General features: G+C 43.1%; 18 protein-coding genes. 8 read left to right on the forward strand and 10 right to left on the reverse strand.

From position 1 onward, the window contains the following. Positions 1 to 142: 142 nt before the first annotated feature. The 7 genes from W234_RS0107255 (at position 143) to W234_RS0107285 (ending at position 12,164) form a co-directional block, all read left to right on the forward strand. Positions 143 to 1,897 (forward strand): hypothetical protein, encoded by a 1,755-nt coding sequence (locus tag W234_RS0107255; protein WP_025646110.1) that lies wholly within the window; start codon positions 143 to 145, stop codon positions 1,895 to 1,897. Positions 1,898 to 1,913: 16 nt separating this feature from the next. Further along, entirely contained in the window at positions 1,914 to 5,015 is a 3,102-nt protein-coding gene (locus tag W234_RS0107260; protein ID WP_025646112.1) for a hypothetical protein, read from the forward strand. Between the two features lie 166 nt (positions 5,016 to 5,181). Next, on the forward strand, positions 5,182 to 7,608 hold the full coding sequence (gene hsdR, locus W234_RS0107265; protein WP_198013334.1) for an EcoAI/FtnUII family type I restriction enzme subunit R: 2,427 nt from the start codon (positions 5,182 to 5,184) through the stop codon (positions 7,606 to 7,608). Between the two features lie 90 nt (positions 7,609 to 7,698). Next, positions 7,699 to 9,174, forward strand: coding sequence for an N-6 DNA methylase (locus tag W234_RS0107270; protein WP_025646116.1), 1,476 nt, complete (start codon positions 7,699 to 7,701; stop codon positions 9,172 to 9,174). Between the two features lie 2 nt (positions 9,175 to 9,176). After that, on the forward strand, positions 9,177 to 11,009 hold the full coding sequence (locus W234_RS0107275) for a restriction endonuclease subunit S (RefSeq protein WP_198013332.1): 1,833 nt from the start codon (positions 9,177 to 9,179) through the stop codon (positions 11,007 to 11,009). 218 nt (positions 11,010 to 11,227) lie between these two features. Beyond that, positions 11,228 to 11,503 (forward strand): thymidylate synthase, encoded by a 276-nt coding sequence (thyA, locus tag W234_RS13815; RefSeq protein ID WP_319802571.1) that lies wholly within the window; start codon positions 11,228 to 11,230, stop codon positions 11,501 to 11,503. Positions 11,504 to 11,588: 85 nt separating this feature from the next. Further along, positions 11,589 to 12,164, forward strand: a complete 576-nt coding sequence (locus tag W234_RS0107285; protein ID WP_025646119.1) for a dihydrofolate reductase — start codon at positions 11,589 to 11,591, stop codon at positions 12,162 to 12,164. Positions 12,165 to 12,608: 444 nt separating this feature from the next. Here W234_RS0107285 and uvrC read toward each other — a convergent pair whose 3' ends face one another. The 9 genes from uvrC to mazG form a co-directional block, all read right to left on the reverse strand. Further along, on the reverse strand, positions 12,609 to 14,468 hold the full coding sequence (gene uvrC, locus W234_RS0107290) for an excinuclease ABC subunit UvrC (protein WP_037059316.1): 1,860 nt from the start codon (positions 14,466 to 14,468) through the stop codon (positions 12,609 to 12,611). A 357-nt stretch (positions 14,469 to 14,825) separates the two neighbouring features. After that, positions 14,826 to 15,335 (reverse strand): ribosome biogenesis factor YjgA, encoded by a 510-nt coding sequence (yjgA, locus tag W234_RS0107295; RefSeq protein WP_025646123.1) that lies wholly within the window; start codon positions 15,333 to 15,335, stop codon positions 14,826 to 14,828. Between the two features lie 58 nt (positions 15,336 to 15,393). After that, positions 15,394 to 16,341: an RNase adapter RapZ gene (gene rapZ / locus W234_RS0107300; protein WP_025646125.1), complete on the reverse strand. Its 948-nt coding sequence runs from the start codon at positions 16,339 to 16,341 to the stop codon at positions 15,394 to 15,396. A 104-nt stretch (positions 16,342 to 16,445) separates the two neighbouring features. Beyond that, positions 16,446 to 17,348 (reverse strand): pantoate--beta-alanine ligase, encoded by a 903-nt coding sequence (panC, locus tag W234_RS0107305; protein ID WP_025646127.1) that lies wholly within the window; start codon positions 17,346 to 17,348, stop codon positions 16,446 to 16,448. A gap of 30 nt (positions 17,349 to 17,378) precedes the next feature. Then, positions 17,379 to 18,179, reverse strand: coding sequence for a 3-methyl-2-oxobutanoate hydroxymethyltransferase (gene panB / locus W234_RS0107310; RefSeq protein ID WP_025646128.1), 801 nt, complete (start codon positions 18,177 to 18,179; stop codon positions 17,379 to 17,381). A gap of 86 nt (positions 18,180 to 18,265) precedes the next feature. Further along, positions 18,266 to 18,766 carry a 2-amino-4-hydroxy-6-hydroxymethyldihydropteridine diphosphokinase gene (gene folK / locus W234_RS0107315; RefSeq protein WP_025646129.1) on the reverse strand — a complete coding sequence of 167 codons (501 nt, stop codon included), beginning with the start codon at positions 18,764 to 18,766 and terminating at the stop codon, positions 18,266 to 18,268. A gap of 26 nt (positions 18,767 to 18,792) precedes the next feature. Beyond that, positions 18,793 to 21,006, reverse strand: a complete 2,214-nt coding sequence (gene pcnB, locus W234_RS0107320) for a polynucleotide adenylyltransferase PcnB (RefSeq protein WP_025646130.1) — start codon at positions 21,004 to 21,006, stop codon at positions 18,793 to 18,795. Positions 21,007 to 21,266: 260 nt separating this feature from the next. Then, positions 21,267 to 21,671 carry a ComEA family DNA-binding protein gene (locus tag W234_RS0107325; protein WP_025646131.1) on the reverse strand — a complete coding sequence of 135 codons (405 nt, stop codon included), beginning with the start codon at positions 21,669 to 21,671 and terminating at the stop codon, positions 21,267 to 21,269. Beyond that, positions 21,655 to 22,554: a nucleoside triphosphate pyrophosphohydrolase gene (gene mazG, locus W234_RS0107330; RefSeq protein WP_025646132.1), complete on the reverse strand. Its 900-nt coding sequence runs from the start codon at positions 22,552 to 22,554 to the stop codon at positions 21,655 to 21,657. The genes W234_RS0107325 and mazG overlap by 17 nt, the downstream gene beginning before the upstream one ends. A 123-nt stretch (positions 22,555 to 22,677) precedes the next feature. Here mazG and W234_RS0107335 point away from each other — a divergent pair, with 123 nt between their 5' ends. Next, positions 22,678 to 24,150, forward strand: coding sequence for a phosphomannomutase/phosphoglucomutase (locus tag W234_RS0107335; protein WP_025646133.1), 1,473 nt, complete (start codon positions 22,678 to 22,680; stop codon positions 24,148 to 24,150). Positions 24,151 to 24,279: 129 nt separating this feature from the next. Here the strand turns inward: W234_RS0107335 and W234_RS0107340 are convergent, their stop codons facing one another. Further along, on the reverse strand, positions 24,280 to 25,656 hold the full coding sequence (locus tag W234_RS0107340) for a UDP-glucose/GDP-mannose dehydrogenase family protein (protein ID WP_025646134.1): 1,377 nt from the start codon (positions 25,654 to 25,656) through the stop codon (positions 24,280 to 24,282). Positions 25,657 to 25,681: the final 25 nt, after the last annotated feature.

Consider the following 25,681-nt stretch of genomic DNA (forward strand, 5'->3'; position numbering starts at 1 on the left):
TCATTGCTCCTATTCATTAGTTTTAATATATGATACAAGTATTTATTAAGAGCTCCTTTGATAGGAGTTTTATATTTACCTTAACTCATAATACCGTCTATTAATATGACTCTATAATTAAAGCATTTGAAGGTTGAACTCAATGCAACTAAAACCTATCGCTGATGTACTCAATCCACTTAATTTAAATTCGCCCGACTTAGAAATGTTACGTCCAGATGAGAGACGATATACAACACTACTTATGCAACCTGATGGTCCTATATTCGCAAGTAAAGAAAGAATAGGAGCATTCGATCAAACTAAAGCCAAGATTAAAGGTAAAAAATTCTTAGAAACTGCAAATGAACGTGGTGCAACTCTTGCGATTACCCCTGAGTATTTTTTGCCTTGGGATACCTTATCAGAAGGTATTGCAGGGGGGTTAGTACCATCTGATAATGCTTTGTGGGTTCTTGGTACTGAAAGTATCACACAAGAGGGACTTGAAAGTTTCAAACAACAAGTTAGTGATCTGTGCATTATTATTCACGAGCCTTTAGAAGATCTTCCTCGAGATCGTCATCTTCTCGGTACGGTAGCACTTTTATTTCAGACAACACATATTGATGGCACAAAAAAACTCATAATATTAATTCAGTTTAAGACGTATCCATCTCGTGACGATTTGTTTTTTGAGGAATCTGTTTTAAGAAGAGGTTCGGTCGTTTACCAGTTCAAGGGTATTAATGGCCCATTAACTGCTGCCGTTATTATTTGTGCAGATGCTTTTGCTCTTGCTGAACTGGACCCTCAATCATTAAGTGACTTCAGTAATCAATCGACACTTATACATATCCAACTCAATCCTGATCCTAGAAATTCTGCTTTTAGGAGGTATCGCACAGCTACTTTTGGTACTGATCCTAGGGTAACAAACTGTCATATTGTTTGTCTTAACTGGGCACAATCCATTGTGCAATGTGATGAGCAAGGAAACGGAATCCATGACTGGCAAAATATAGCAGGATCAACTTGGTACTGTCCTGCCGATTCATGTTCATACAAAGACGAAGTTATTTTGCCTAATCATAAACTTGGTTTGTACTATGCTTATATGAAAGAGCGTCGACACGCTTTACTCTTTCATTATGACGAGGCAGTATTTGAAATATTAGTTCCTAAGATTCTTAGTTTCGGAAATGCAGTTGTTGCCAATCGGAATGGTCCTGTTGCGGTAAGTCGATATGAATGGAAAGAAGACATTAATACGTGGAAGAATGATGTTCCTCCTCCCGAAACAGGTTTTGATAATTTGATAGACAAAACTCCTGATACACGATTAGCACTAACTCACGTATTATCAGAAAACAATGCTATGAATATCGAGCGAGTGCTTGCTTTGAGTGCAGGAGCTATACCTGGAGTAGATGACTGGTATATAGCTAAAAATATAGATTCGTGTCAAATAGAGAAAGATGAAATAATTAATAGAGTGACAGTGGCTCAAGACAATAGTGAGCCTGCCACAAATTTTCGAGATATGAGACTCAAACCAGTTACACATATTCATCATGAACTTATAAACTACGAAAAATGGCCTCCACAGGTTTCAGACATTGATAAGGGTTCCACAATAAACTGGTCAAAAAGAAGCCCTAATTTCAATGTATTAACTTCTGATAAAAAACCTACACTTATTGTTTATCTAGGAGATTCTCCGTCAGCTGATGAGCTAAGTAAAAAAGGGGATATGTTTTACCATCTATTGCGCAAAGAAGGCGGTCCTCATCAGAATCGATTTTGCCTTATATATCGAAAATATGGAGAAATAAAATTCGCTTCGATTCCTACAATGACTCGCATCGATAATCCTATAGAAGATCAAACTGACATTACGTCTGTTACTCCATTTTAAAACATGAGAAATAAAAATGAATGATGTAACCACAGTACTTGAAATAATAAAAAAACAATTTTCAAGCATCCAAGATTTAGGTAAGGGTTTATTCCGATGTGAGCGGTCTTATTCAGGAAAAGTTTTCGCCACAGTTTACTTTGATATTTCAGATGATGTAGTAAAACGTGCTAATAATTTGCACGATTTCCAAGAAGGTTTGTTAGGAGCTGACTTCTTCAAAGTAAATGTTGATAGACGTTGGAATAACTATTTGTATTTTTGGGCAGGTCCAAAATCAAAAAAAGATAGTAAATTTTCTGAAGCGAAGTCTTCTATCGAAAAGGATAGACACTTTGCTCGGAAGTTTGTCCTTTCAGCAGATGAACTCTCAGGACATCTTTGTAGTATAAGTAGCCAAACGTCGCAACCGCATATTAGCGAAGATGCTAGTGTTCGATGGGGAGAGTTGTTAACTTCTGCTTCACTTGGCATAATACTGGAGAAGCGTCCACGTACTCGAGTTATTGAACTTATAAGTTCTGGAGAGGCATTCGTTTTAGATAATAGTCCAGTAGATAAATCAGTTTTAAATTTCGACCAAGATCCATTGGGAACAGGGTTTTTGCATCATTTACAGATTAATGGTTTTAGGCCAGCAATAAATGATAGCAAATTCTCATTTAGCAATGTAAACCTGATATTTGGTCAAAACGGTGCAGGTAAAACCTCTCTACTCGAATCAATAGAGGGTCTTTATTGTGGTCGAATACGGAGAGATTCTGATGCAAATATTAGTGGGATACAGGGTTGTTTAGAAATGCCGAATGGCTCTCTAGTTAATGTTAAGACTACAACTATTGCTTCAGTTATCAAAGAACGTAATCTCAGTTGGTATGGCCGATCTAATCAGCTATCAAGTGCGATTACAAACTCATTTACTAGATTCAACTTCCTTGATACAGACGCCGCTTTTAGACTCGCAAGTGATAATAATGCTGAGGATATAAAGGAAGATCTTAGCCTTTTATTGGTTGGGCCTGAAGCTTCATCCCTATGGACATATATTAAAAAGATAAACAGCGATATAGCCGATAAATATTCTGAAGCTTGCAAACAAATTCCATTTCTTTTAAAAGAAACGGATTATTTAGGTCGTGAACTAAAGCGTTTAAAAGAGTCACCCTCTGAATCAGCCACTCTAATTAAAACATATCAAGCAGGTTTGCAAGCCATTGGTATCAAATGGGATCTAGTAGAAAAATCAACATCTATTAATTTGTCCGAAAGAACTGACTTAGAGTACTTATTGAGAGGCTTTAGGAGTGCTATTTCGGTTGTCCAATCTACATCAGTTACAAAACGATTGCTGCAAGACCACAAAATATTGGTTATGGAAACTATCAATACTTTAAATGATAGTGTCAAAGAGTTTAATGCTATAAGAAAAAAAACTATAGATACTGAAGCGCTGATGAGTAAATATAAATCTGACCTTCATCTACTCAGAAGCTGGATGACATATTGCGAGAATGGTGCTCCGATAGTTCATGAATCCATAGCTCAAAAAACCAAAGCTCTTTCAGTAGTGCGTAAAACCATCGGTGACATATTTATTGATGATGTATATGAACTGTCTGAAAAGTATGAGTTACATTCTATTAGTGATGCTTTGCAAGCTGCAACTGATAATTTGAAACGTGCAACACAAGAAGAAGCTTCTTTTATCAATAGTCTTGAGCAAATAGAAGGACTAGAGGAATCAGTAGACGCATTACGTAGTGATCTGCGTTCTGCAGTAATCTCCATTATAGATCGTACAGGAGATCCAAATCACTGTCCTGTATGTATGACATTTCATAAAGAAAATGAATTATTACAAAAGATTGAAAAGCTTACTTTAGCAGAGGTGTCATCGACTACCGAAACATTACGCCAATCTGTTAAGTCGGCGAAAATGTATGCACAACAAGAAAGAAATGAAATCAAGTCTTTAGAGGCTTTGAAACGTTTTGCCGATACAAATATGCTCTCTAGCAAGCTTGTTGTAGGTGATATTCAGGAATTACTATTATCAAAATATCATGATATTTCTGTTCTTAATGAAGAATTATCAAGTCTTGAGTCCAAATTTGAATCGCTAAGCTTGCTTGGCATAGACTGGAGTAAATATGATGAGATTCGCCATGCTGCAACTATAGTTTTAGGTAAAAATGGTCACGTCTCTTCTTTGGAAGATGTTAATAAACATATACTTCTATTAAATAAAAATATTGAGATAACGTTCAAAGAACTCTCAAATCTTAGGCTTAATTTGAAAGAAATAACTGAGAAATCTTTGCATGGTTCTGCGCCTATAATTGTTCCAAATGACTTAAGTATTACTCCAATAGGACTGTTATCAAATGTGAAAGAAATAGCCGACAACCTTGAAAGCTCGATTAATTTTTTACAAGCAGCCGAACAGCAGATTGATTTAGATAGTAAAGACTCTTTCGAGGAAATCATACTATCTCTAGAGCAAATTTTAAATGATTTTGACCGCGCTTATTATGCTTTTCAAAATGAAGTAGTAGCGAAAACAGAGTTAGTTAAGAAAATGGAAGAGCTGAGCAAATCTACCGAACAGCTATATAAATATTCTTTAAATCGGGATAATTTAGAGAAGGCAAAAGTTTTACTTGACCATATAATACAAGATTACTCTCTTGAAAAAGCAACACAAAAATCTCTTGAGTCTATTCGTACACATGTGAGTAGTATATTCTCAAGAGTTCATGCCCCAATTGAATATACACTTGGGGACTTTCAGAGTGAAACACTGCTAGTTAGTCGCTCAGGAACAAACCACGGTATAAATCAAGTAAGCACTGGTCAAAGAGCAGCATTTGCACTATCTATTTTTCTTGCTCTTAATCTAAGTGCAGAAAGTGCCCCTCCAATCATTCTTATTGATGACCCTATAGCTCATATAGATGATTTAAATGCTCTCTCGTTTATAGATTATTTAAGAGATCTAGCGATTGAAACTAATAAGCAGATTTTTTTTGCTACAGCCGACTCAAAGCTTGCAGCCCTCTTTGAGAAAAAATTTGAGTTCCTAGGTGATCGCTATAAAAAAATTGTTCTAACCAAGTAAGCGACGTCTTCAATGGGTGAGTCATACAGTCTTTTACAATTTAATAATTGCATCGATTTCCTGATATGAGCGGTTCAATCCTAATAGGCTATTAATACACAACATATGTTAGAGTATAGGCTATCACTAACGCTAGCTATATAGGAAACGTACTGCCATGGCTGGTATCAACAAATTAGAATTATCCGAAGCGGACATTATCAGTAAGTTCATTCTACCTGCCGTTATCGGTTCAGGCTGGGATGACATGACCCAAATTCGTGAAGAGGTTAAGCTTCGTGATGGTAAGGTTATCGTTCGCGGTCAAATGGCAGTACGTAAAACAGTCAAGTCTGCTGACATTGTTTTATATCACAAGCCTAATCTGCCGCTTGCTGTTATCGAGGCCAAAGCTAATAAACACTCTATTGGTAAAGGTATGCAGCAAGCGCTTGATTATGCTGGGCTGCTCGAAGTACCGTTTGTATTTTCATCTAATGGTGATGGCTTTATTTTTCATGATAAAACCAATAGCACTATCCTCGAAACAGAGATTTCACTATCAGACTTCCCAACACCAGCTGAGCTATGGGATAAGTATTGTCAGTGGAAAGGCTATACGCAAGCTCAGTTGCCTATCATCACTCAAGACTATCATGATGATGGCAGTGGTAAGTCACCACGCTACTATCAGCTACAAGCCATCAATAAGACCATAGAGGCCATTGCTTGCGGACAGAATCGTATCCTGCTCGTGATGGCAACAGGAACGGGCAAAACCTACACTGCCTTTCAAATCATTTGGCGTCTGTGGAAAGCGAGAGAAAAAAAGCGCATTTTGTTTTTAGCTGACCGCAATATTTTAGTCGATCAAACTCGCGTTAATGACTTTCAGCCTTTTGGCACTGCGATGACCAAAATAGAAGGTCGTACGGTTGATCCTGCCTTTGAGATTCATCTTGGCTTATATCAAGCGTTAACAGGCCCAGAAGAGCATCAGAAAGCCTTTAAACAGGTTGCACCAGACTTCTTTGACCTAATTGTCATTGACGAGTGCCACAGAGGCAGCGCTGCTGAAAACAGTGCTTGGCGTGAGATATTGGAATACTTTAATAGCGCTACGCAGGTCGGTTTGACAGCGACCCCTAAAGAGACTGAAGAGGTATCTAATTCTTATTACTTTGGCGACCCTCTTTATACTTATACCTTAAAGCAAGGTATCGAAGATGGATTTTTAGCGCCCTATAAAGTGGTTCGGGTTGATATCGATATTGATATGCAAGGCTGGCGTCCAACGAAAGGACAGATAGATAAGCATGGTGAGTTGATTGAGGATCGTATCTATAATCAAAAAGACTTTGATCGCACTTTAGTAATTGATGAGCGTACGGAATTGGTGGCTCAGACCATTACAAGCTACCTTGAGCGCACTGATCCAATGGCCAAAACCATTGTGTTCTGTAATGACATTGATCATGCGGAGCGAATGCGTCGTGCGCTGATTAATTGCAATCCAGAGCAGGTCAAAAAGAACGAAAAGTATGTTATGAAAATCACGGGTGATGATGAGTTGGGTAAGGCTCAGCTTGATAATTTCATCAACCCCAAAAAGCCCTATCCAGTGATAGCGACGACTTCAGAGCTGATGACTACAGGTGTCGATGCCCAAACCTGTAAGCTAATCGTGCTAGATCAAAATATCAAATCGATGACCAAGTTTAAGCAAATTATCGGTCGTGGCACCCGTATCAATGATAAATACGGTAAGCTTTGGTTTACGATTCTCGACTTCAAAAAAGCGACTGAGCTATTTGCAGATGAACGCTTTGATGGTGTTCCTGAACGTATCATGACTGTGACGCCATCGCAGATTAATGAAGGCAGCGACGAGCTTGATGAAGTGGTAGATGGTGAGTCAGACGCAGATCTAGATATTGTCAATGGCACCGACCCAGCTTATACAACCCAGAGTGATGATAGGGGCTTTGATTTAGGGGCTGGTATGGGTGATGACATAGGTGTTAGTGAGCCTGCTAAAAAATACCATGTGAAAGGCGTATCTGTAAAAGTAATGGCTCAGCGTATCCAGTACTATGATACTGATGGTAAACTGGTCACCGAATCCTTTCAGGACTATACTCGCAAAACCTTCAGCAAGCAGTTTGCTAGTTTGGATGAGTTTATAAAGCGTTGGAACGCTACTGAGCGTAAACAAACCATTATTGATGAGCTGGCAAACGCTGGTATTATTTGGGAAGCATTGCAAGAAGAGATCGGCTCGGATATGGATCCTTTCGATCTGATTTGTCATGTGGTTTATGACCAACCGCCCTTGACCCGACGTGAACGTGCGAATGAAGTCAAAAAGCGCAATTACTTTACCAAGTACTCAGATACTGCTCAAAAAGTACTGAACGCCTTGCTTGATAAATATGCTGATGCTGGTGTAGAAGAGATCGAAAGCCTAAATGTGCTCAAAGTAAAACCACTTGATCAGTTAGGTAGTCCGATGGAAATTGTCAGAGAAGGCTTTGGTAGCAAAAAAGACTATCAGCAAGCCATTAGTGATCTCGAAGATGAAATATATTGGACACCACCGCCTAAGCAAGCTTAAGCAACTAGAAAGAATTAGCTACGATCTACATATCTAAGCCTCTTATTGAGGCTTGTTTTATTCCTATCGTTTATTAAAAAGAGAAACCACATGTCAATCAGTTCGGTTATCAAGTCTATTCAAGATATCATGCGCCAAGATGCTGGTGTCGATGGTGATGCCCAACGTCTAAGCCAATTGTCATGGTTATTGTTTCTCAAGATATTTGATGCCCAAGAAGAAGCGCTTGAGTTCGAACAAGAAAACTATAAAACGCCCATTCCTGAGAAGTATCTCTGGCGTAATTGGGCAGCTGATCCTGAAGGTATCACTGGTGAGGAGCTACTAGAGTTCGTCAACGATGAAATATTCGTTGAGCTAAAAAACCTGACAGCGCCAGTAGATACCAATCCGCGTGGCTTTGTCGTGCGTCAGGGTTTGAGCGATGCCTACAACTATATGAAGAACGGCACGTTGCTACGCCAAGTAATAAACAAGCTCAACGAAGTGGACTTTAACCGCTCAGATGAGCGTCATCTGTTTGGTGATATTTATGAGCAGCTACTGCGTGATTTACAGAGTGCGGGCAATGCAGGTGAGTTTTATACCCCTCGTGCCGTGACACGCTTCATCGTTGATCGTGTGGATCCAAAGCTCGGTGAGCGCGTCATGGATCCAGCTTGTGGTACAGGTGGGTTTTTGGCCTGTGCGTTCGATCATGTCAAAAACAATTATGTTGAAACTGCTGAAGATCACCAAGTACTACAGCAGCAGATTTTAGGGTTTGAAAAGAAACAATTGCCACATTTGCTCTGTACGACCAATATGATGCTGCATGGTATCGAAGTACCCGTACAGATACGCCACGATAATACCCTAAATAAGCCGCTGTCGAGCTGGGACAGTGATATTGATGTCATCGTAACCAACCCACCTTTTGGTGGCACTGAAGAGCACGGTATCGAAAAGGATTTCCCTGCTGAGTTCCAAACGCGTGAAACGGCAGATTTGTTTTTACAATTAATCATTGAGGTCTTGAAAGATAAAGGTCGCGCTGCCGTCGTATTGCCTGATGGCACCTTGTTTGGTGAAGGGGTAAAAACCAAGCTAAAGAAAATGCTAACCGAAGAATGTAATCTGCATACCATCGTGCGCCTGCCAAATGGTGTGTTTAACCCTTATACAAGCATTAAAACCAATATTCTCTTCTTTACCAAAGGTCAGCCAACCAAAGATATTTGGTTTTATGAGCATCCTTATCCTGAAGGCGTCAAAAACTATAGCAAAACCAAACCAATGAAGTTCGAAGAGTTTCAAACAGAGATTGATTGGTGGGGTGATGAATCTGATGGTTTTACCAGTCGTATCGAAAACAATCAGGCTTGGAAGGTCAGCATTGATGAAGTCATCGAGCGTAACTATAACCTCGATATCTCCAACCCCTACCAAGGTGAAGTCATTGATTATGATCCTAATAAGCTACTGGCTGACTATACTAAACAGCAACAGAGCATCGATACGTTACGCAGCCAATTAAAAGACGTGCTGGGCGCTGCGCTGTCTGCTAACACGACAGAGGGCAAGTAGCTATGAATGTAAAGACGAGCTTAGAGATGAGTAAAGACATAAGCAAGCCAGAGCAGCTAATCACTGAACATATCGATATCTGGACCAGCGCTATACTAGCTAAGTCGACTAGTGGACGTGGCAGCAGTAAAAAGTATGAGCTGTATGGTATTACTAAATTACGTGAACTGATCTTGGAGTTAGCTGTATATGGAAAGTTAATTCCACAAGATCCTACGGATGAGCCCGCTGCGGTTTTACTTGAACGTATTGCGGTAGAAAAATCTCAGTTAGTCAAAGATAAAAAGATAAAAAAGCAAAAAGCATTGCCGTCATTGGAAGAAGCTGGAGTTGAGCAGAATACTTTACCACAGGGATGGACGTGGGCATTTATGCCTCAAGTGATAGCCCACGATGACTATGCAATTAAGAGAGGACCTTTTGGGAGTGCTTTAAAAAAAGCATATTTTGTTAATTCTGGCTATAAAGTATATGAGCAGCAGCATGCAATAAACGATGATTTTTCACGTGGAGAATATTATATTGATGAGACAAAGTTTAATGAGCTGAAAGCATTTGAAGTTAAGCCTTATGACTTGATTATTAGTTGCTCTGGTACTGTTGGTAAAGTCGCAATAGCCCCACCAAATATGGAGAGAGGAGTCATTAACCAAGCTTTACTTAAAATAGCTTTGAATAATAATGCACTTATAAATGAATATTTTAAAATCTTATTCCCTGCCTTTTTTATGCGTACAGATACATTGTCTGATCTAAAGGGGACCGCCCAAAAGAATATGGTTTCAGTTGATACATTAAGGAAAGAACCATTTCCATATCCTCCATTAGCAGAACAACGCCGCATCGTCGCTAAAGTCGATGAGCTGATGCTGCTATGTGATCAGCTAGAGCAGCAAACCGAAGCCAGTATCGACGCTCACGCGACGCTTGTAGAAGTATTATTATCCACGTTGACAGATAGTGCGGACGCTGATGAGCTAGCACAAAATTGGGCAAGAATTGCCGAGCATTTCGATAGCCTATTTACGACCGAGCAAAGCATTGACGCTCTAAAGCAAACCGTTTTGCAATTGGCAGTGATGGGTAAGCTAGTTTCACAGAGTTCAGATGACGAACCTGCTTCAGTATTGTTAGAAAAGATTGCGGAAGAGAAAGAGCAGTTGATTCAAGAGAAGAAGATTAAACCACGTAAAGCATTACCACCTATTGAAGATGAAGAAAGATTATTTGATTTGCCCTTAGGTTGGGAATGGTGTCGATTAGATGATATATGCGATGGTATAACTTCTGGATCAACGCCACCTAAGAGTTCATTTATAGATGATACAGGTATCCCATACTTGAAGGTTTATAATATAAGAAACCAAAAAATAGATTTTGAATACCAACCACAATTTATTGAGGAAGGTTATCACTCTTCAAGTTTGAAGCGCTCTCAGCTTTGCCCAGGAGATGTGATAATGAATATCGTGGGTCCACCTCTTGGAAAGATAGCTATCATTCCCGATACCTATCCAGAATGGAACTGCAATCAGGCCATTGTGATGTTTAGACCATTCATTTCGAATCTAAATAAATTTATCTATACCTACTTAGTTTCAGGTATGTTTCTTGATAAAATTGCGCTTATAGGAACAGCTGGTCAGGACAATATTTCAGTCACAAAAAGTCGTTCAATCTTATTACCAACACCACCTCTTGCAGAACAACATCGCATTGTTGCTAAAGTCGATGAACTAATGGCTATTTGCGATCAGCTAAAAGAGAAGCTAAAGCAGTCCCAAGAGACGCAAGTTCAGCTTACCGATGCGTTGGTTGATCGGGCTTTAGGGTGAGTTTTAGTGTTAGAGCAATCATGTTTTATATGCTTTGGTAAAACTAAAAGAAATAAATAAGACCTTCTATTAACAGCGATATTTTAAAATCAGGTATAATAACCTTGTACGTATAAGTCGTATTGTGCAGAATTAAAAGTGCACAATGCTATTATAGTTGTTAAGGCTATATTATTAGGCGTCTTGTGCATAAATTAGGGGTTATAATATTCCTGGGTGTGCCTTTTAACATCGCCAGTTATGCGCTATTAACGCATATGATCGCGCAAGTGTGTGATTTAGAAGTGGGCGAATTTATCTGGACGGGCGGCGATTGTCATATTTACCAAAACCACCGCGAGCAAGTTGAATTACAGTTGACGCGGGATCTTTATCAGCTGCCGACCTTGTCATTGAATCCAAAAGTTAAAGATATCTTTGCTTTTACTTTTGAAGACATCAGCGTTAATGGTTACGAGTCGCATCCGGCTATCAAGGCGAAAGTCGCAGTTTAAGCGACTAAACTGTAAAATTGAAAATAACTGTAAAACTAGAAAACTAGAAAACTAGAAAACTGATAAATAATAAAAGGGATAAGTGATGAGTTACGCGCATACTGAAGTGGCCCAAATCGCAGCGATTAGTAGCAACCGCTGTATCGGTAAAGACAATGAGCTACCCTGGCATATCTCAGCGGATCTACAGCATTTTAAGGCTATGACCACTAAGCAAAACGATGGCGATGCAGATAGCATTCAAGGTATCGTCATTATGGGCCGCAAAACCTATGAGTCGATGGGCAGTAAGCCGCTTCCTAAGCGAGTCAGCTTTATCATCAGCACTCAGCTTGATTATGCTGAACAAAAGAACCTCACTGATCGTGATGATGCTTATGTGGTGCATAATTTAGATGACGCCTTGACGCAAGCGGCTAGCCTCGCTCATGGCGCGCATTTAGATACAATCTGGGTGATCGGCGGCGAAAAAGTGTTTAAAGATGCGATTATGTACACCGATCGCATCGAGCTGACCCATGTCGATACTGAAATCAGCGATGGTGATGCATTTTTCCCGGAGCTGCCAAGCGATTTTATCGCCGCAGAAACCTCCGACACTCAGCATGATGAAAAAAGTGGTTTGGACTTTCAGTTTGTGAGTTATAGAAGACAAGGTTAGTTTATCATTTGTTAAAAAAATGCTGGGTCAAAAACCCAGCCTACAGCTAGCTAAATTCTAGCCCATAAAAAAGCTAGGCTATTTAAAGCCTAGCTTAAACCAATGCCATTTAAAACCTAGGGCGTGTTGAACATTCACAAATGCGCACTGCTGATCGCTAAAATAGTTCTAGTCTAAGTGAAAATTGCAGGTAATGCTTATTGCATTGGTTAGCTGATTTTATTTAAACAGTCGCAACGACTAGGGCGATTTTAGCATCAGCCCTCACGACAACAATAGGGACAGGACTATTTTTTGCCGCTTTATTGATAAAAATAGACGCTTAGAACGACTAAACTTACCATTTTTATCTGCAAATCGCCTAAAAAATAGTCTCTGTCAGTGCCATGGTCGAATGTTCAACACGCCCTAATATAGCTATAAAATAGCGAGTGGTTGCAAACTCTACTCATGCAACACCTTATAAATCGTCTTGGCAAGTACAGGTCCAATGCCGTTAACGCCTGCCAGCTCCTGCTGCGATGCACCCAATAGTTGCTGCATACCGCCAAAGTGATTGAGCAGATCACGGCGACGCTTTTCGCCCAGTCCAGGTATCACTTCTAACACTGAAGAAGAGCGACGCTTATCACGCTTTTTACGGTGCGCGGTGATGGCAAAACGGTGCGCCTCATCACGGATATGCATCAGTAGATGCAGCGCTTTACTGTCCATAGGTAGATCAAGCGGCTCATGGTCTAAGAAATGTAGCACCTCGAGCCCTGCTTTACGTCCCTCGCCTTTGGCTACGCCAATGAGCAAAGTATCCCCTAAGATTCCAAGTTCTGTCAGCACTTCTTTAGCGATACTCATCTGCCCTTTACCGCCGTCAATCAGTAGTAAATCCGGCAACGGCTGCTTTTTATAACGGCGGGTCAATACTTGCTGCATCGCCGCATAGTCATCGCCGCCGACAATATCGTGAATAGCATATTGACGATAGTCGCGCCGCCGCGCCCCGCCCTGATCGAAGACCACGCAGCTACCGATAGTCGCCTCGCCCATAGTGTGCGAGATATCGAAACACTCAATGCGATCGATGGCTCTATCGGTGACATCAGCGAGCACATCTTTTAGAGCATTGAAGCGCGCATGCAGCTCAAGATAATCACCAAGCTTAGTCTTTAGCGCATTGCTGGCATTAAGAGTGGCCAAATCTAACCATTCAGCGCGGTGTTCGCGCACGTTAGTCTTGATGGTGACTTTACTACCGAAATGAGTCGTTAGCGCCTCGCTGATGGCTTGTTGATCGGGTAGTTTGTGGCTTAAGATAATCTCGCTTGGTAAGTCGTCAGTCACCTGAAAATAAAACGAGGTAATAAAAGCGGATAAATTATCAGCGATAGGCTCGCTGCTATCGACATCAGGGAAGTAGTTCTTGCCACCGAGCACGCGCCCACCGCGGACCGTCAGCACATTCACTGTTGTCATGCCAGCTTGGCTAGAGATGGCGATGACATCGGCCTCACCTTGCACGGTATAGACCGCTTGCCGCGCTTGCACTTCGCGCAGCATCGATAGCTGGTCGCGATAAAACACCGCTTTTTCGAAGTCCAACGCTTCGGCAGCGCCTTCCATTTTTTCGATCAAAGCACTATGGATATCGCTAGAGTCGCCTTTTAAGAAACGAATCGTATTATTGACATCCTCGAGGTACTCTTCTGGCGACACCAGTCCCACGCAAGGCGCACGGCAACGCTTGATCTGATACTCCAAGCAAGGGCGTTTGCGCTGCTTAAAAAAGGTATTAGTGCATTGACGCATTTGAAACATCTTTTGCATCAGCACGAGCGTCTCTTTTGCTGCATGCGCTGAAGGAAAAGGCCCAAAAAAACGGCCTTTTTGATGGTTGCCTTTGCCGCGCCCATAAGCCAAACGCGGATAGGGTTTATCAGCAGAGATAAACACATACAGATAAGACTTATCATCGCGCAGCAGCACGTTATAAGGGGAACGGTATTCTTTAATGAGGTTTTGTTCGAGTAGCAGCGCTTCGGTCTCACTACGAGTAATGATGGTTTCGATATTATGAATACGCGCAACTAAAGCCCGAGTTTTTGGATGGTCGATAGTCTTAGCAAAGTAGCTATTAACGCGGCTTTTTAATGATTTGGCCTTACCCACGTAGAGAATATCACCATTTTTACCCAGCATTTTATAGACGCCTGGCAAGTTAGGTAAGCGCTTGATTAGGTGCTTTAAACGAGCTTTTCTATCGTCTTTACTCTCTACTTCAACAGTATTTTTACTGTTGTCTGCACCCATATTATCGTTTGCACTCATACTGTCATTCGCACTAGCCCCTTTACTAGTAGCACTTTTGACTTCACTACTAGTATCGCTGTCAGTATTCGATTTTAGAACTTTAACCATAACCACTAAAACTCTCGAAGGGTTTGAATTACTATTATTTATGGGGAGCTGCCGACTAGATTACAAGATGAAAAACAACAACCTTATCAAGCCATTATCTGCTTTATTGGACATCTATAGTGTCTATAATATCTATCCTACCTAAATATTTATCTTACTTACGCATTTTTTTACCAAAACACCAATGCAAAAAAAGCCAGCGCTAAGCTGACCTTTTTATTGCTACAACCTGTTTTTGTTTGAGCAGTATTATTTGAGCTGCGACAAAATAGCAACCTCGCGAATATAACTGGCCAGATCTTGCTCAGACTCTTCCATCAGCTCATCGTCTTGCATATGTTTGGCGTACTCAACCCACAATAATAGCTGATATAGGCTATTACGCTCAGAGGCCGTGTATTGCTTAATGAATTGCTTAAGCGTGCTCTCATCATTGATATTGAGCCTGCCGCGCCAGCTTTCTATCTTAGCGACTTGCTCATTCGGAAAAAATGCCTCAAACAGCGCTTTGACAAGCTCGTGACGGTTCTCTTCGCTGATGAGTTTACCGACCCGCTTAGTCTGACGGTTACGCGCATTAGCACTAGTAATATCAGCTAAAGCCATCAATTCCGCCATAAAATAATCACTGGCTGGCAAGGCTTTTAATTGCTTTTTTGATAAATTGGCTAAGGGTATCGATAACGCTTGTAGCCGCTCGTGAGATTTTTTGAGTTCGGTACGCGAAACGCGCATGTCTTGTTCTGACCAATCAATCATAAAAGCTCTCTAAAGATAATGGGAATAAAAGATATAAAGTAGCGACTAAAATAAGCGACTACCAGCGACTTTTTTCACGGTGCTTAGCGACTACGGTTAGCTCTTTTGGTAGGTGCTGGGTCAAATGACGCTGTAGCTTTTCAGTGATAAAAACCGAGCGATGCTTGCCGCCTGTGCAGCCGATAGCGACGGTTACGGTATGGCGATTATTATGCAAAAAATTGGGCAGCCAACGCGTAAGAAAGTGAGCAATATCCTCGCTCATTTCACTGACCTCTGGATAATCCGCAAAAAACGTGGCAACCTCACTATCTAAGCCAGTCGCGCTACGTAGATCGGCATTCCAGTGCGGGTTAGGTAAGATTCTCACGTCAAAGACGAAGTCAGCGTCGATAGGCGTGCCGTATTTAAAGCCGAACGATAGTAAATTAATGACGATTTTGTTTTCTGCTCCAACTTGATCACGCAGGCGCTCTTTGAGCTGATGGATATTGAGCTTGCTAGTATCGATAGTGATATCGGCGCGGCTAGCGATGGGCTGTAATAATTCAACTTCTCTTTTTATCGCGGCGGGTAAGTTATATCTAGTGTTTTCGATTCCATCAGCATCTTGCGACATTAGCGGATGTACACGGCGCGTGGCATTGAAGCGAGCAACCAAGATATCTTCTTGCGCGGTGACATAGATTACTTGTACTTTTGCCTCGCCATAGCGATTATGTAGCTGCTGGTGGATCGCTGCAAAGTTCGACAAGTCAGCTCGCGGTGAGCGAATATCGACACCCAGTGCCACCCGCTTGATGTTACTTTCGTTGACAAGCTTATGCGCCGCTTCAGGCACTAAAGATAACGGTAAGTTATCAATAGAGTAATAGCCCAAATCTTCCAAAGCATTGAGCACTGAGGTCTTGCCTGAGCCTGAGCGTCCAGAGATAATAAGCACGCTGAGCTTATCGCTGTTAGGCGATGGCGTTTGAGCATTTGCGCCGAGCTTGTCCACTTCCATGCTATTACCTTAATCCATAAGCTGATTGATAAATACCGTTACTGCGCTCTAAATGACTGAGCTCACTGTATCTATCCTACGCTATTTATTTGACGATAATATGACTATTTGACCAATGGGCGGTTTAGTAGTACCAATTGATTATCCAGTAGCCTTGCCTGCCCTAAGGTAGCTGCAACTAGAATAATCAAGTCTTGCTGATTTTCTTTGAGCTTAAACGCTTCAAAATCGATAGCTTGTAGATCAGTCGTTTTTACTTGTAGATAGTCTATCTCAAACCCAGCTTGTGTGATACGCTGAGCCGCCTTTGTCAATAACGATTGCAGTACGGACTCATCAAAACTATCTGCTGCTATTTTTTGCGCTAATTGCTCAGCCAAATCTTCTAGGACTTCATGTAACACAGGTGCGGTTTGTCGCTCAGCAGCAGTTAAATATTGGTTGCGCGAAGATAACGCTAAGCCGTCTTCTGCTCGTACGATAGGCGCGCCGATAATCTTTATCTGATAACTCAAATCTCTGACTAACTGCTTAATAATCGCTAGTTGCTGATAGTCCTTTTGACCAAAAAATGCCACATCAGGCTGCACAATATTGAACAGTTTTGCGACGACAATACCTACGCCATCAAAATGCGTCGGCCGCGATTCACCGCACAACTGCATGGCTATATTACCTGCCGTAACCTTGGTAGGCGGTGGCAATTGCGGATACATCTCATCAATACTAGGCGCAAACACATAATCGGCGTCTACGCTTGCAAGCTTGGCCACATCAGCTTCAAGAGTGCGCGGATAGCTATCAAAATCCTCACCAATACCAAACTGAGTTGGGTTGACAAAAATACTGACCACCACGATATCAGCGTGTTGTTTAGCCATTTTGACCAGTTGTAAGTGTCCAGCATGCAAATTACCCATCGTCGGTACTAAGGCAATACGCTGCTGACTACGCAGAGGATTTAAGGTGTCTTGCAAGCTTGCAATATGATGATAAATGATAGGCATCACAGGGTCTTCTTTTGGTATCGGATAATATTAATCAAACTGATGCTGCGCCTGCGGAAAGCTGCCTTCACGTACCGACTGCTGGTACAGCGCAAACGCGCCTTCGATGCTACGTTCCGTGTTGCGCTCATCAGTTAAGAAATCATGAATAAATCTTGGCGCGCGCCCATGCACCATGCCCAGCATGTCATGCATCACTAACACTTGACCGTCGGTATCTGCGCCAGCACCAATGCCGATGACAGGTACCGCGACTGCCTCAGTCACTGTCTTAGCAAGCTCTGCAGGTACGCACTCTAGTACCAATAGCGCCGCGCCCGCTTCTACCACTGCTTTGGCGTCCGCTAATAATTTGTCTGCCGCTTCATCGCTGCGACCCTGAATCTTGTAACCGCCAAAGACATTGACCGACTGCGGCGTTAAGCCTAAATGTACACAAGTTGGCGTACCGGCTTGCGCTAAAGTCGCGACCAAACGACTCAGCTCACGTCCGCCTTCTATCTTGATGACATGCGCGCCTGCCTGCATCAGCTGACGGCTATTAGCGATAGCCTCAGCTTCAAGCGCATAGCTCATAAAAGGCAGGTCCGCTAAGATCAGCGCTTGTTTATTACTACGGGCGATATTCGCGGTATGGTATGCCATATCGTTTACAGTAACTGGCAAAGTCGACTCATGACCTTGCACCACCATACCTAAACTATCACCAACCAAGATAGTATCAATCTCAGCCTTCTCCATCATCCGCGCAAACATGGCGTCATAGCAAGTCAGGCAAGTGAACTTAGTACCGTCTTTTTTGAACTTTTTTAGCGTAGATAAAGTCGTCATATGACCCTCAATGACTTAAATAAAAGTATTTTGAATAGCTAATAAAGATAGGAGCGAGCGGTGACTTTTAGCGTAGCTTTTTGCACTTATTCAATAAGCTTAAGGCCGCTCCAGTCTGCACTCAATGGATGAGCTGAGAGGGGCTGACCCTTAATCGTAAGCTCAGGCGCTAGCTCGCGTAGCGGCACTAACATAAAGTTGCGCTCATGCAGCCCTGCATGCGGCACTATCAACGCTGGCTCATCAATTTGCTGCTGACCATAAAGCAAAATATCAACGTCCAAACTACGCTCGCCCCAACGGCGCACACGCTCGCGCTGCGCTTGCTTCTCTAGCTGCTGACACAAAGCAAGCAGCGCTAGAGGCGCTAAAGTCGTCTCTATTTCCACCACAGCATTAATAAAGTCGGGCTGATCTTGCGGGCCCATTGGCGCTGACGCATAGTAAGAAGACACTCGCAGCTCACGTATGTCCTGATGCTGCTCTAAGCTGAGCAGCGCTTGCTGTAAATGCTCAATGGGCGAGCCAAGCTCATTAGCTAAGTTACTGCCTAAGCCTAAATAACAAGTGGTCCAATGGTTACTCATACGCCTCTTCACTCAGCTTATCACTATCAAGCATTATCGGTACTGTTTTTGCTACTATTTTTAGTGCTAGGCTGACGGCGTCGGCGTTTGGCTGGTACCGCGCCTTTATGAGTTGCTGCTGTCGCTGGCGTAGTATTAGCTTTAGGATGACTAGACTTAGCGGCGGCTTGAGTAGCGGATTTAGTAGCTAGGGCTTTCTTCTCGGCTTTGGCAGCAGTGTCTTTTTTAGCAGCTTTGCCGCTCTTAGAAGCTTCGCCGTCTTGCAGCGCTTTATCTGTACTGTTATTTGCTGCAGGTTCAGATAAATTTAACGGCTTACGGCGACGCTTGCTAGGGACAGGCTCGCTACTTTTAGCACTCGCTACCGACTTTGGCGTTTGCGGTACTGACATAGTGGCTGAAGCTTCTAACTGCTTAGCTTCTGATTGCTTAGCTCCTGATTGCTTAGATTTTGAAGGCTGAGCTGGTGTCTTGTCAGCTGCTGATTGAGCGCTTTCTTGATTGTCTGCAGCGGCTTTATTTTTGGCAGAGACTTTACGGCCGCCAGATTTCACCGCCTTGCTAGCGTTAGCATTGCTATTCGTGCTGTTATGATTGACTCTATCTTTATCAGCATTATCGCTACTATTTTGGCCAGCCAACTGTTTGTTTAGCGGTGGCACAACTCTTTCGTCTTCAATTACAAATAACGGCTTTGGCGCGGCAGGCTTTTTATGCGACTTTTTAGTCGCGGCTAATGACAATTGCTGCAATTGTTCAAGCTCTTGACTATCTTGTTGCAGCTGCTCAGGGCTAGCGCCTTGCTGAGCATTATTCTGAGTGCCCGTTTTATCACTATTGCGGCGGCGACGACGCGAAGGTACATTGGCAGTATCATTTGCCGATTGATTATTATGACTTCGACTGACTTTGACTTGGTCTGGATTGCTGTGAGCAGTCGCTTGGGTAGTATCGTTTTGCTTTTGACGATTACGCCTGCGTCCACGTTGACCTTTTTTGTAAGCGCCGCGGCGGATATTTTCATCAAAATCAGCGATGGCTTGCTGCTTGTCTCTCTCGGACAAGGTTTGATAAGTCTGCCACCACTCACCCATGCCATTGGTAGACTCGGATAACGGATGCTCGCTATCGCCGCACTGCTCACGCAATAATAAAAAGTCGAAACCCGCACGAAAGCGCGGATGCTCAGCCAATTGTTCAATCTGCTTGTTACGCGGCGCCGCAAGCTTCGGCTGCAAAATCCAAATATCACGGATAAATTGTTCAGCGAACTTCGGAATGGCAGTCTTGATGCGCTGACGATCGATCACTTTACCTGCGGCATGTAGCTGCGCATCGCCAAAAGGCATATTACGGTTTTTGGCTTTTTCTAGCTGATGCAGGTAATTCTCCCACAATAAAGCGGCGTAGAAGAAGGCAGGGTTGATACTCTTACCAGCAGCAATACGCTTATCAGTGTTGATAGCGACTTGTTGTACTAATGGACTTGGCTCTGCAGGCGGATAGATAAACAGGTTATCGATAGCACCATATTCGAATAAAAGCGGCAATAGCGGTACCAGATAGCCGCCAGTAAACATCTTTTGCGTCTCGTCATAGAGACGGTGCGGCGAGATTTGCTCAAGCAGTGCCCAATTACTTTCGTGGAACTGCTCGGAGAGCTCTTTGTCAAACTCAAAGCCTAATTTGGCCTTAAAACGTAGCGCCCGTAGCAAGCGCACAGGATCTTCTTCGATGCGAATAGGCGCGTGACCTAACAAGCGAATGATTTTATTGTCAATATCTTCAAGCGCACCGCAAAAATCATGGACTACGCCTTTTAGCGGTTGATAATACAGCGCATTCATTGAAAAATCGCGACGGGCAAAATCTTGCTTGATATCGCCCCAAACATTGTCACGCAAAATCATACCGTCTTGATTGGTGCTTGCTTTATTATTGGGCGGGCCACGAAAAGTGGCCACCTCAATGAGCTCACGGCCCGAATAAACATGCGCTAGCTGAAAGCGGCGACCGATAATGCGGCAGCGCTTACCAAAGACATCTTTTATCTCGTACGGCTTGGCATCGGTAACCGCATCAAAATCTTTGGGCGCAAGCCCTAATAAAGTATCACGCACCCCGCCGCCGACAATATAGGCATCAAACCCAGCTCGCGATAAAGTGGCAATAACTTCGGTAATGGAATTGGGTAATTCAGATTTATTCAGTTCTAACTGCTTGGCGGCACGCTCGGCCATGCATCTACTCCTCGCCGGTATTCTGTCGTTCCCGATAAACACAGCGTTTATCAGGCAAACACATCGGTTAGTTTAACAAATTTTAGGCTTGATTGTTGTATTATGACATTTACTTACAGCCGATTTGCTAAAAAACTTATAACCGATAGCAAATAACAGAGCTACTTTATTAATATAGCTAGTTTTTGGCAGAGATTTTGGCAAGTGCTCAAGGCGTAACGCTTTTGACTGAACTGCCGAATTAAAAAATGATTTAACGCCTAATGCTGCACCCGCATGCGCGCTCGGTTGTTTGCTATGGTTTTAGCGCCGATACCTTTTACTTTCTCTAGCTCATCAACGCTTGTAAACGGGCCAAACATCTCACGATAGAGAATAATGGCTTGCGCTTTACTGCTACCAATACCGTCAAGCGTTACCAGCTCGCCCTCGCTAGCACTATTGATATCGACTACGGCCTGCTCACGCGCTTGCGTCTCATAATTCTCTTGCGCTAATAGATACTCATAAGCCTGCTTTGGATCTGCATAACAAACCGCTGCTTGCACCTTAATTATCATAAAGCATAGGATTAAAACAGACAAAATAGCACTTGACTCAAGGCGTGAGCGTTTATTATGGTTTTGCACACCTCGATAGTTGATAAGCTTATAAAGCGCGTTCATGTTGTTTGGCGGACTCCCAAAGTGCATCCATCTCATCGATATCGCTCTCTTCCAAGCTTTTACCACAAGCTTGCAGCTGATCTTCGATATAACCAAAGCGCGACTTAAATTTATGAACGCAAGTTAAAGTCGCCGCTTCTGCATCAAGATTGAGCTTACGCGCAACATTGACTAAGGCAAAGACACAATCACCAAGCTCTTTTTCAATATCACTACTATTGGCTTTTATCTCAGCCTTGGACTTGCCGGTAATTTCAGTTTTTAATTCATCGATCTCTTCTTCTAGCTTTTCAAACGCGCCTGCCACTCCTTCCCAATCAAAGCCTAACTTTGACGCTTGGCTTTGTACTGACTGCGCTTGCATCAGCGCACTACCTGCCTTCGTCGCATCCAAACGCCGACGCGGTTTGCCCCGCGCTTCGTCGACTCGCCGCTCCTCCGCCTTTATCTCATCCCAGCGCGCTTTTACCGCAGCCTCGTCTTTAAGACTCTCCGCTTCAAACACATGCGGATGACGACGAATTAACTTCTGTTGCAAAGTGGTAATCACGTCACTCATATCAAAACGCCCTTGCTCCGCATAAAGCTGACAGTGAAAAATCACTTGCAATAACACATCGCCAAGCTCGCCTTTGATATCCTCATCGTCATCAGTCTGCACCGCCGCGCCAAGCTCGTACGCTTCCTCTATCGCATAAGGGATCAGGCTGTGATTGGTTTGCTTTTTATCCCAAGGACAATCGCGCCGCAGCCGTGCCATTAAAGCCAGTAAATCGCCTAATTCACCGGTGGCAGTGGGTGTGTCTTTTACCGGCTGCGGTGGTAAGGTTTTAGTCTGATATTCATTAACTTGTGAATTATTATCATCGATAGTCATAACCATAGTCACTCTTATTTTTATCGTTTAACACTAATTACTTAAAGCCGCTTACAAGTTAGTGTACCATTGAATGCTTATTGAAGAATAACAATGCTTTTCACTTTTAAGCCTAGGAATATCTGTTTTATGTCTACTGTCAATACTACCAGCTACCAGCCTACGACTACCTTCGATCCCATCACTATCGGCTCGTTTAAAGCCTACGATATTCGCGGCGAGCTTGGCGTGACTCTCGATGAAGACATAGCCTACCGCATTGGTCGCGCCTTCGCGCAAATTTTATCGCAGCGTATTGATGATGACGCTGAGTTAGAAACGTTGAAAAAAGCAGTGGTCATAGGCTGCGACATCCGCGACTCCAGCGAAGCCTTAAAACAAGCGACTATCGCCGGTATATTGGATGCCGGTGTTGATATTATCGATTTAGGAATGACCGGCACCGAAGAGGTGTATTTTGCTACTAGCCATTACCAAGCGTTAGGCGGTATCGAAGTCACCGCGAGTCATAATCCAATTAACTACAATGGTCTAAAGCTGGTTAAAGAGCACTCAAAACCCATAAGTGCGGACGATGGCTTAGCTGAGATTCAAGCCTTGGCTGAGTCGGGTGACTTTGCTGCGATCAAGCAAAAAGGCGAATTGGCAATACTAACGGATAAAAGCGCTTACATCGATCACGTGATTGGCTTTATCGATATCGACAAGCTCAAGCCGTTAAAAATAGTGATTAATTCAGGTAATGGTAGCGCCGGTCCCGTCGTTGATTTACTGATTGATAAACTCGTGCAAGCTGACGCGCCTATTGAGATCATCAAACTGCACCACAAGCCTGACGGCAGCTTCCCTAATGGTATTCCTAATCCAATGATCTTAGCCAACAGAGAGTCCACTCGCCAAGCGGTATTAGACAATAAGGCTAATGTAGGCATTGCCTTTGACGGTGATTTTGATCGTTGCTTCTTATTCGATGAGACCGGCGAGTTTGTCGACGGTAGTTATGTGGTCGGTATGCTCGCGCAGGCCTTTCTTAATAAGTACCCAAATGAGTCCATCGTTTATGATCCTCGCGTTATTTATAACACCGAAGCGGTGATTGACGATCTCGGTGGCAAGGCAGTGATCAGTAAGTCAGGGCACTCTTTTATCAAGCAAGTCATGCGTGAGTCCGGAGCGGTTTATGGCGGCGAGATGTCGGCGCACCATTATTTTCGCGATTTCTTTTATTGCGATAGCGGTATGATTCCGTGGCTGTTGACCATTGAGCTGTTATCAATTACGGGTAAAAGCTTATCAGAACTCGTCAACGGCTACATCAGCGCTTATCCAAGCTCAGGCGAGCTGAATTTTCGCTTAACCACGCAGGATGCGCAGGCGATTATTGAGAATATAGAAAGTAGATTTGCAGATGAAAAACCCAGTAAATCTACTCTAGATGGGCTTAGTCTTGACTTTGGCGATTGGCGTTTTAATTTGCGGGCTTCTAATACTGAGCCGCTCATTCGGCTCAATATAGAGACTCGTGGCGATAAAGACTTACTGAAAGCCAAAATCAATGAGATTGAGGACTGGCTAGCTCAGCAAGGAGCGGTTCCGGCTTAATAACGGATTAGGCAACGTTCATGCGAAAAGATAGAGTCATACAATCTGTGTTTCTAGTTTGTAGGCTGGAGTAAAACCCAGCCTACGCCAATCAAATGCTTCATTTACAACTGGGATAGCTTTATGGCCTTATTTCGCACGCCCAATACCTGCATAAGCGCCGACAAGCGCGTTTATTTGCGGGCGTGATAAAGCATTTTGTGCATCAAACATCGGCATAGCGAATTGGTTGAGCTGCGCGATGTCTAGCTGATGCTGCGGCGATAGGCTAATAATAAAAATCGCCTGCGCGTAAGCGAGCTGCTCATAAGGACTATCAAGCAGTTGTAGCAGTGGCTGCTGCCCATAGTCCTTGGCAAGCGAGCTTTTGGCTTTATCACTATAGACTAAGGTTTTAATGTTATAAGACCATAGTAGCGCCAGTAGCGGATGGATAGCTGAGCCTGTGGTACGCCCTGAGCCTGACTTATAGCTACCGCCCCAAATCATCACGGTTTTGTTATCTATAAAACCATCATAATGCTGCCAGAATTTGCGGAAAATCAGCTCTTTTTGGTCATCATTGATGTGCAGTACTGACTGCAGTAAAGGCATATTGACGCTATTGTCTTGCGATGATTGCTGCAGCTTGTCAAGCTCAGTCGGTAGCGTATGGCCGCCAAAGCCCCAGCCTGCCTGCAGATAGCTACTGCCTACCCGCGCGTCTAACCCCATAATACGGCTGACTTGACCGATATCCACTTGTTGACTGTCCGCTAAGCGTGATAGCTCATTCATAAAGCTCACTCTCGTCGCTAGCATCGCCATAATACTGCTACGCGCAAACTCGATAGTGGCAATATCAGCATGATGATAAGCGCGAGCATGTTGTAGTAACGGCTGCAGCACAGTTAGCTGATGACTACTCTCAGGCGTTTTTTCGCCCAACAGCCACAGCGAGGGTTTGAGCATTGAGCTGTAAGCCTCACCATCTTGCAAAAACACAAACGGCACATAATAGACCCAAGCGCGCTGCAAGCTGTCTGCTAACTTAGTGATATGACCGAGCTTTTCGATACCACTCATAATAACGGGCGTCGTCTGCTGCTGACTATGATTAAAAGCTATTACCCAGTTATCATCTGTCCAAACGCTTTTGATACTCTCCAAAAATAACCAATAGCAACTGACTGATAAGGGCGTCGCTTTTTGTTCGTCTGGCGATTGGCCAACTTTGCCTTCATAACTTTGAATAAGTTTATCCGCGCTAGCCGGTAATGCACATTGAACGATTTGCTGCTGCTGTCCATATAGCTGCCATAGTGCCTGTAAATGCCGCTCAAAGCCATACTGCTCAACTTGCTGCGCTAACAAGTCTAAATCGGCATAAATGTGCACCTGATGATCTAGGCTCGCTAACACCACCGCGCTAGTAATGGCTTCGATACTATGACCGATGATCACGCAGACCTCAGATGACTTGTCGTTCAATGCGTGATCATTATTAACAGCAGACTCAGAGCTCATAGCATTCCCTTAATTATCGTTTTCT

The organism is Psychrobacter sp. TB15 (assembly GCF_000511655.1).
Lineage (GTDB): Bacteria > Pseudomonadota > Gammaproteobacteria > Pseudomonadales > Moraxellaceae > Psychrobacter > Psychrobacter submarinus.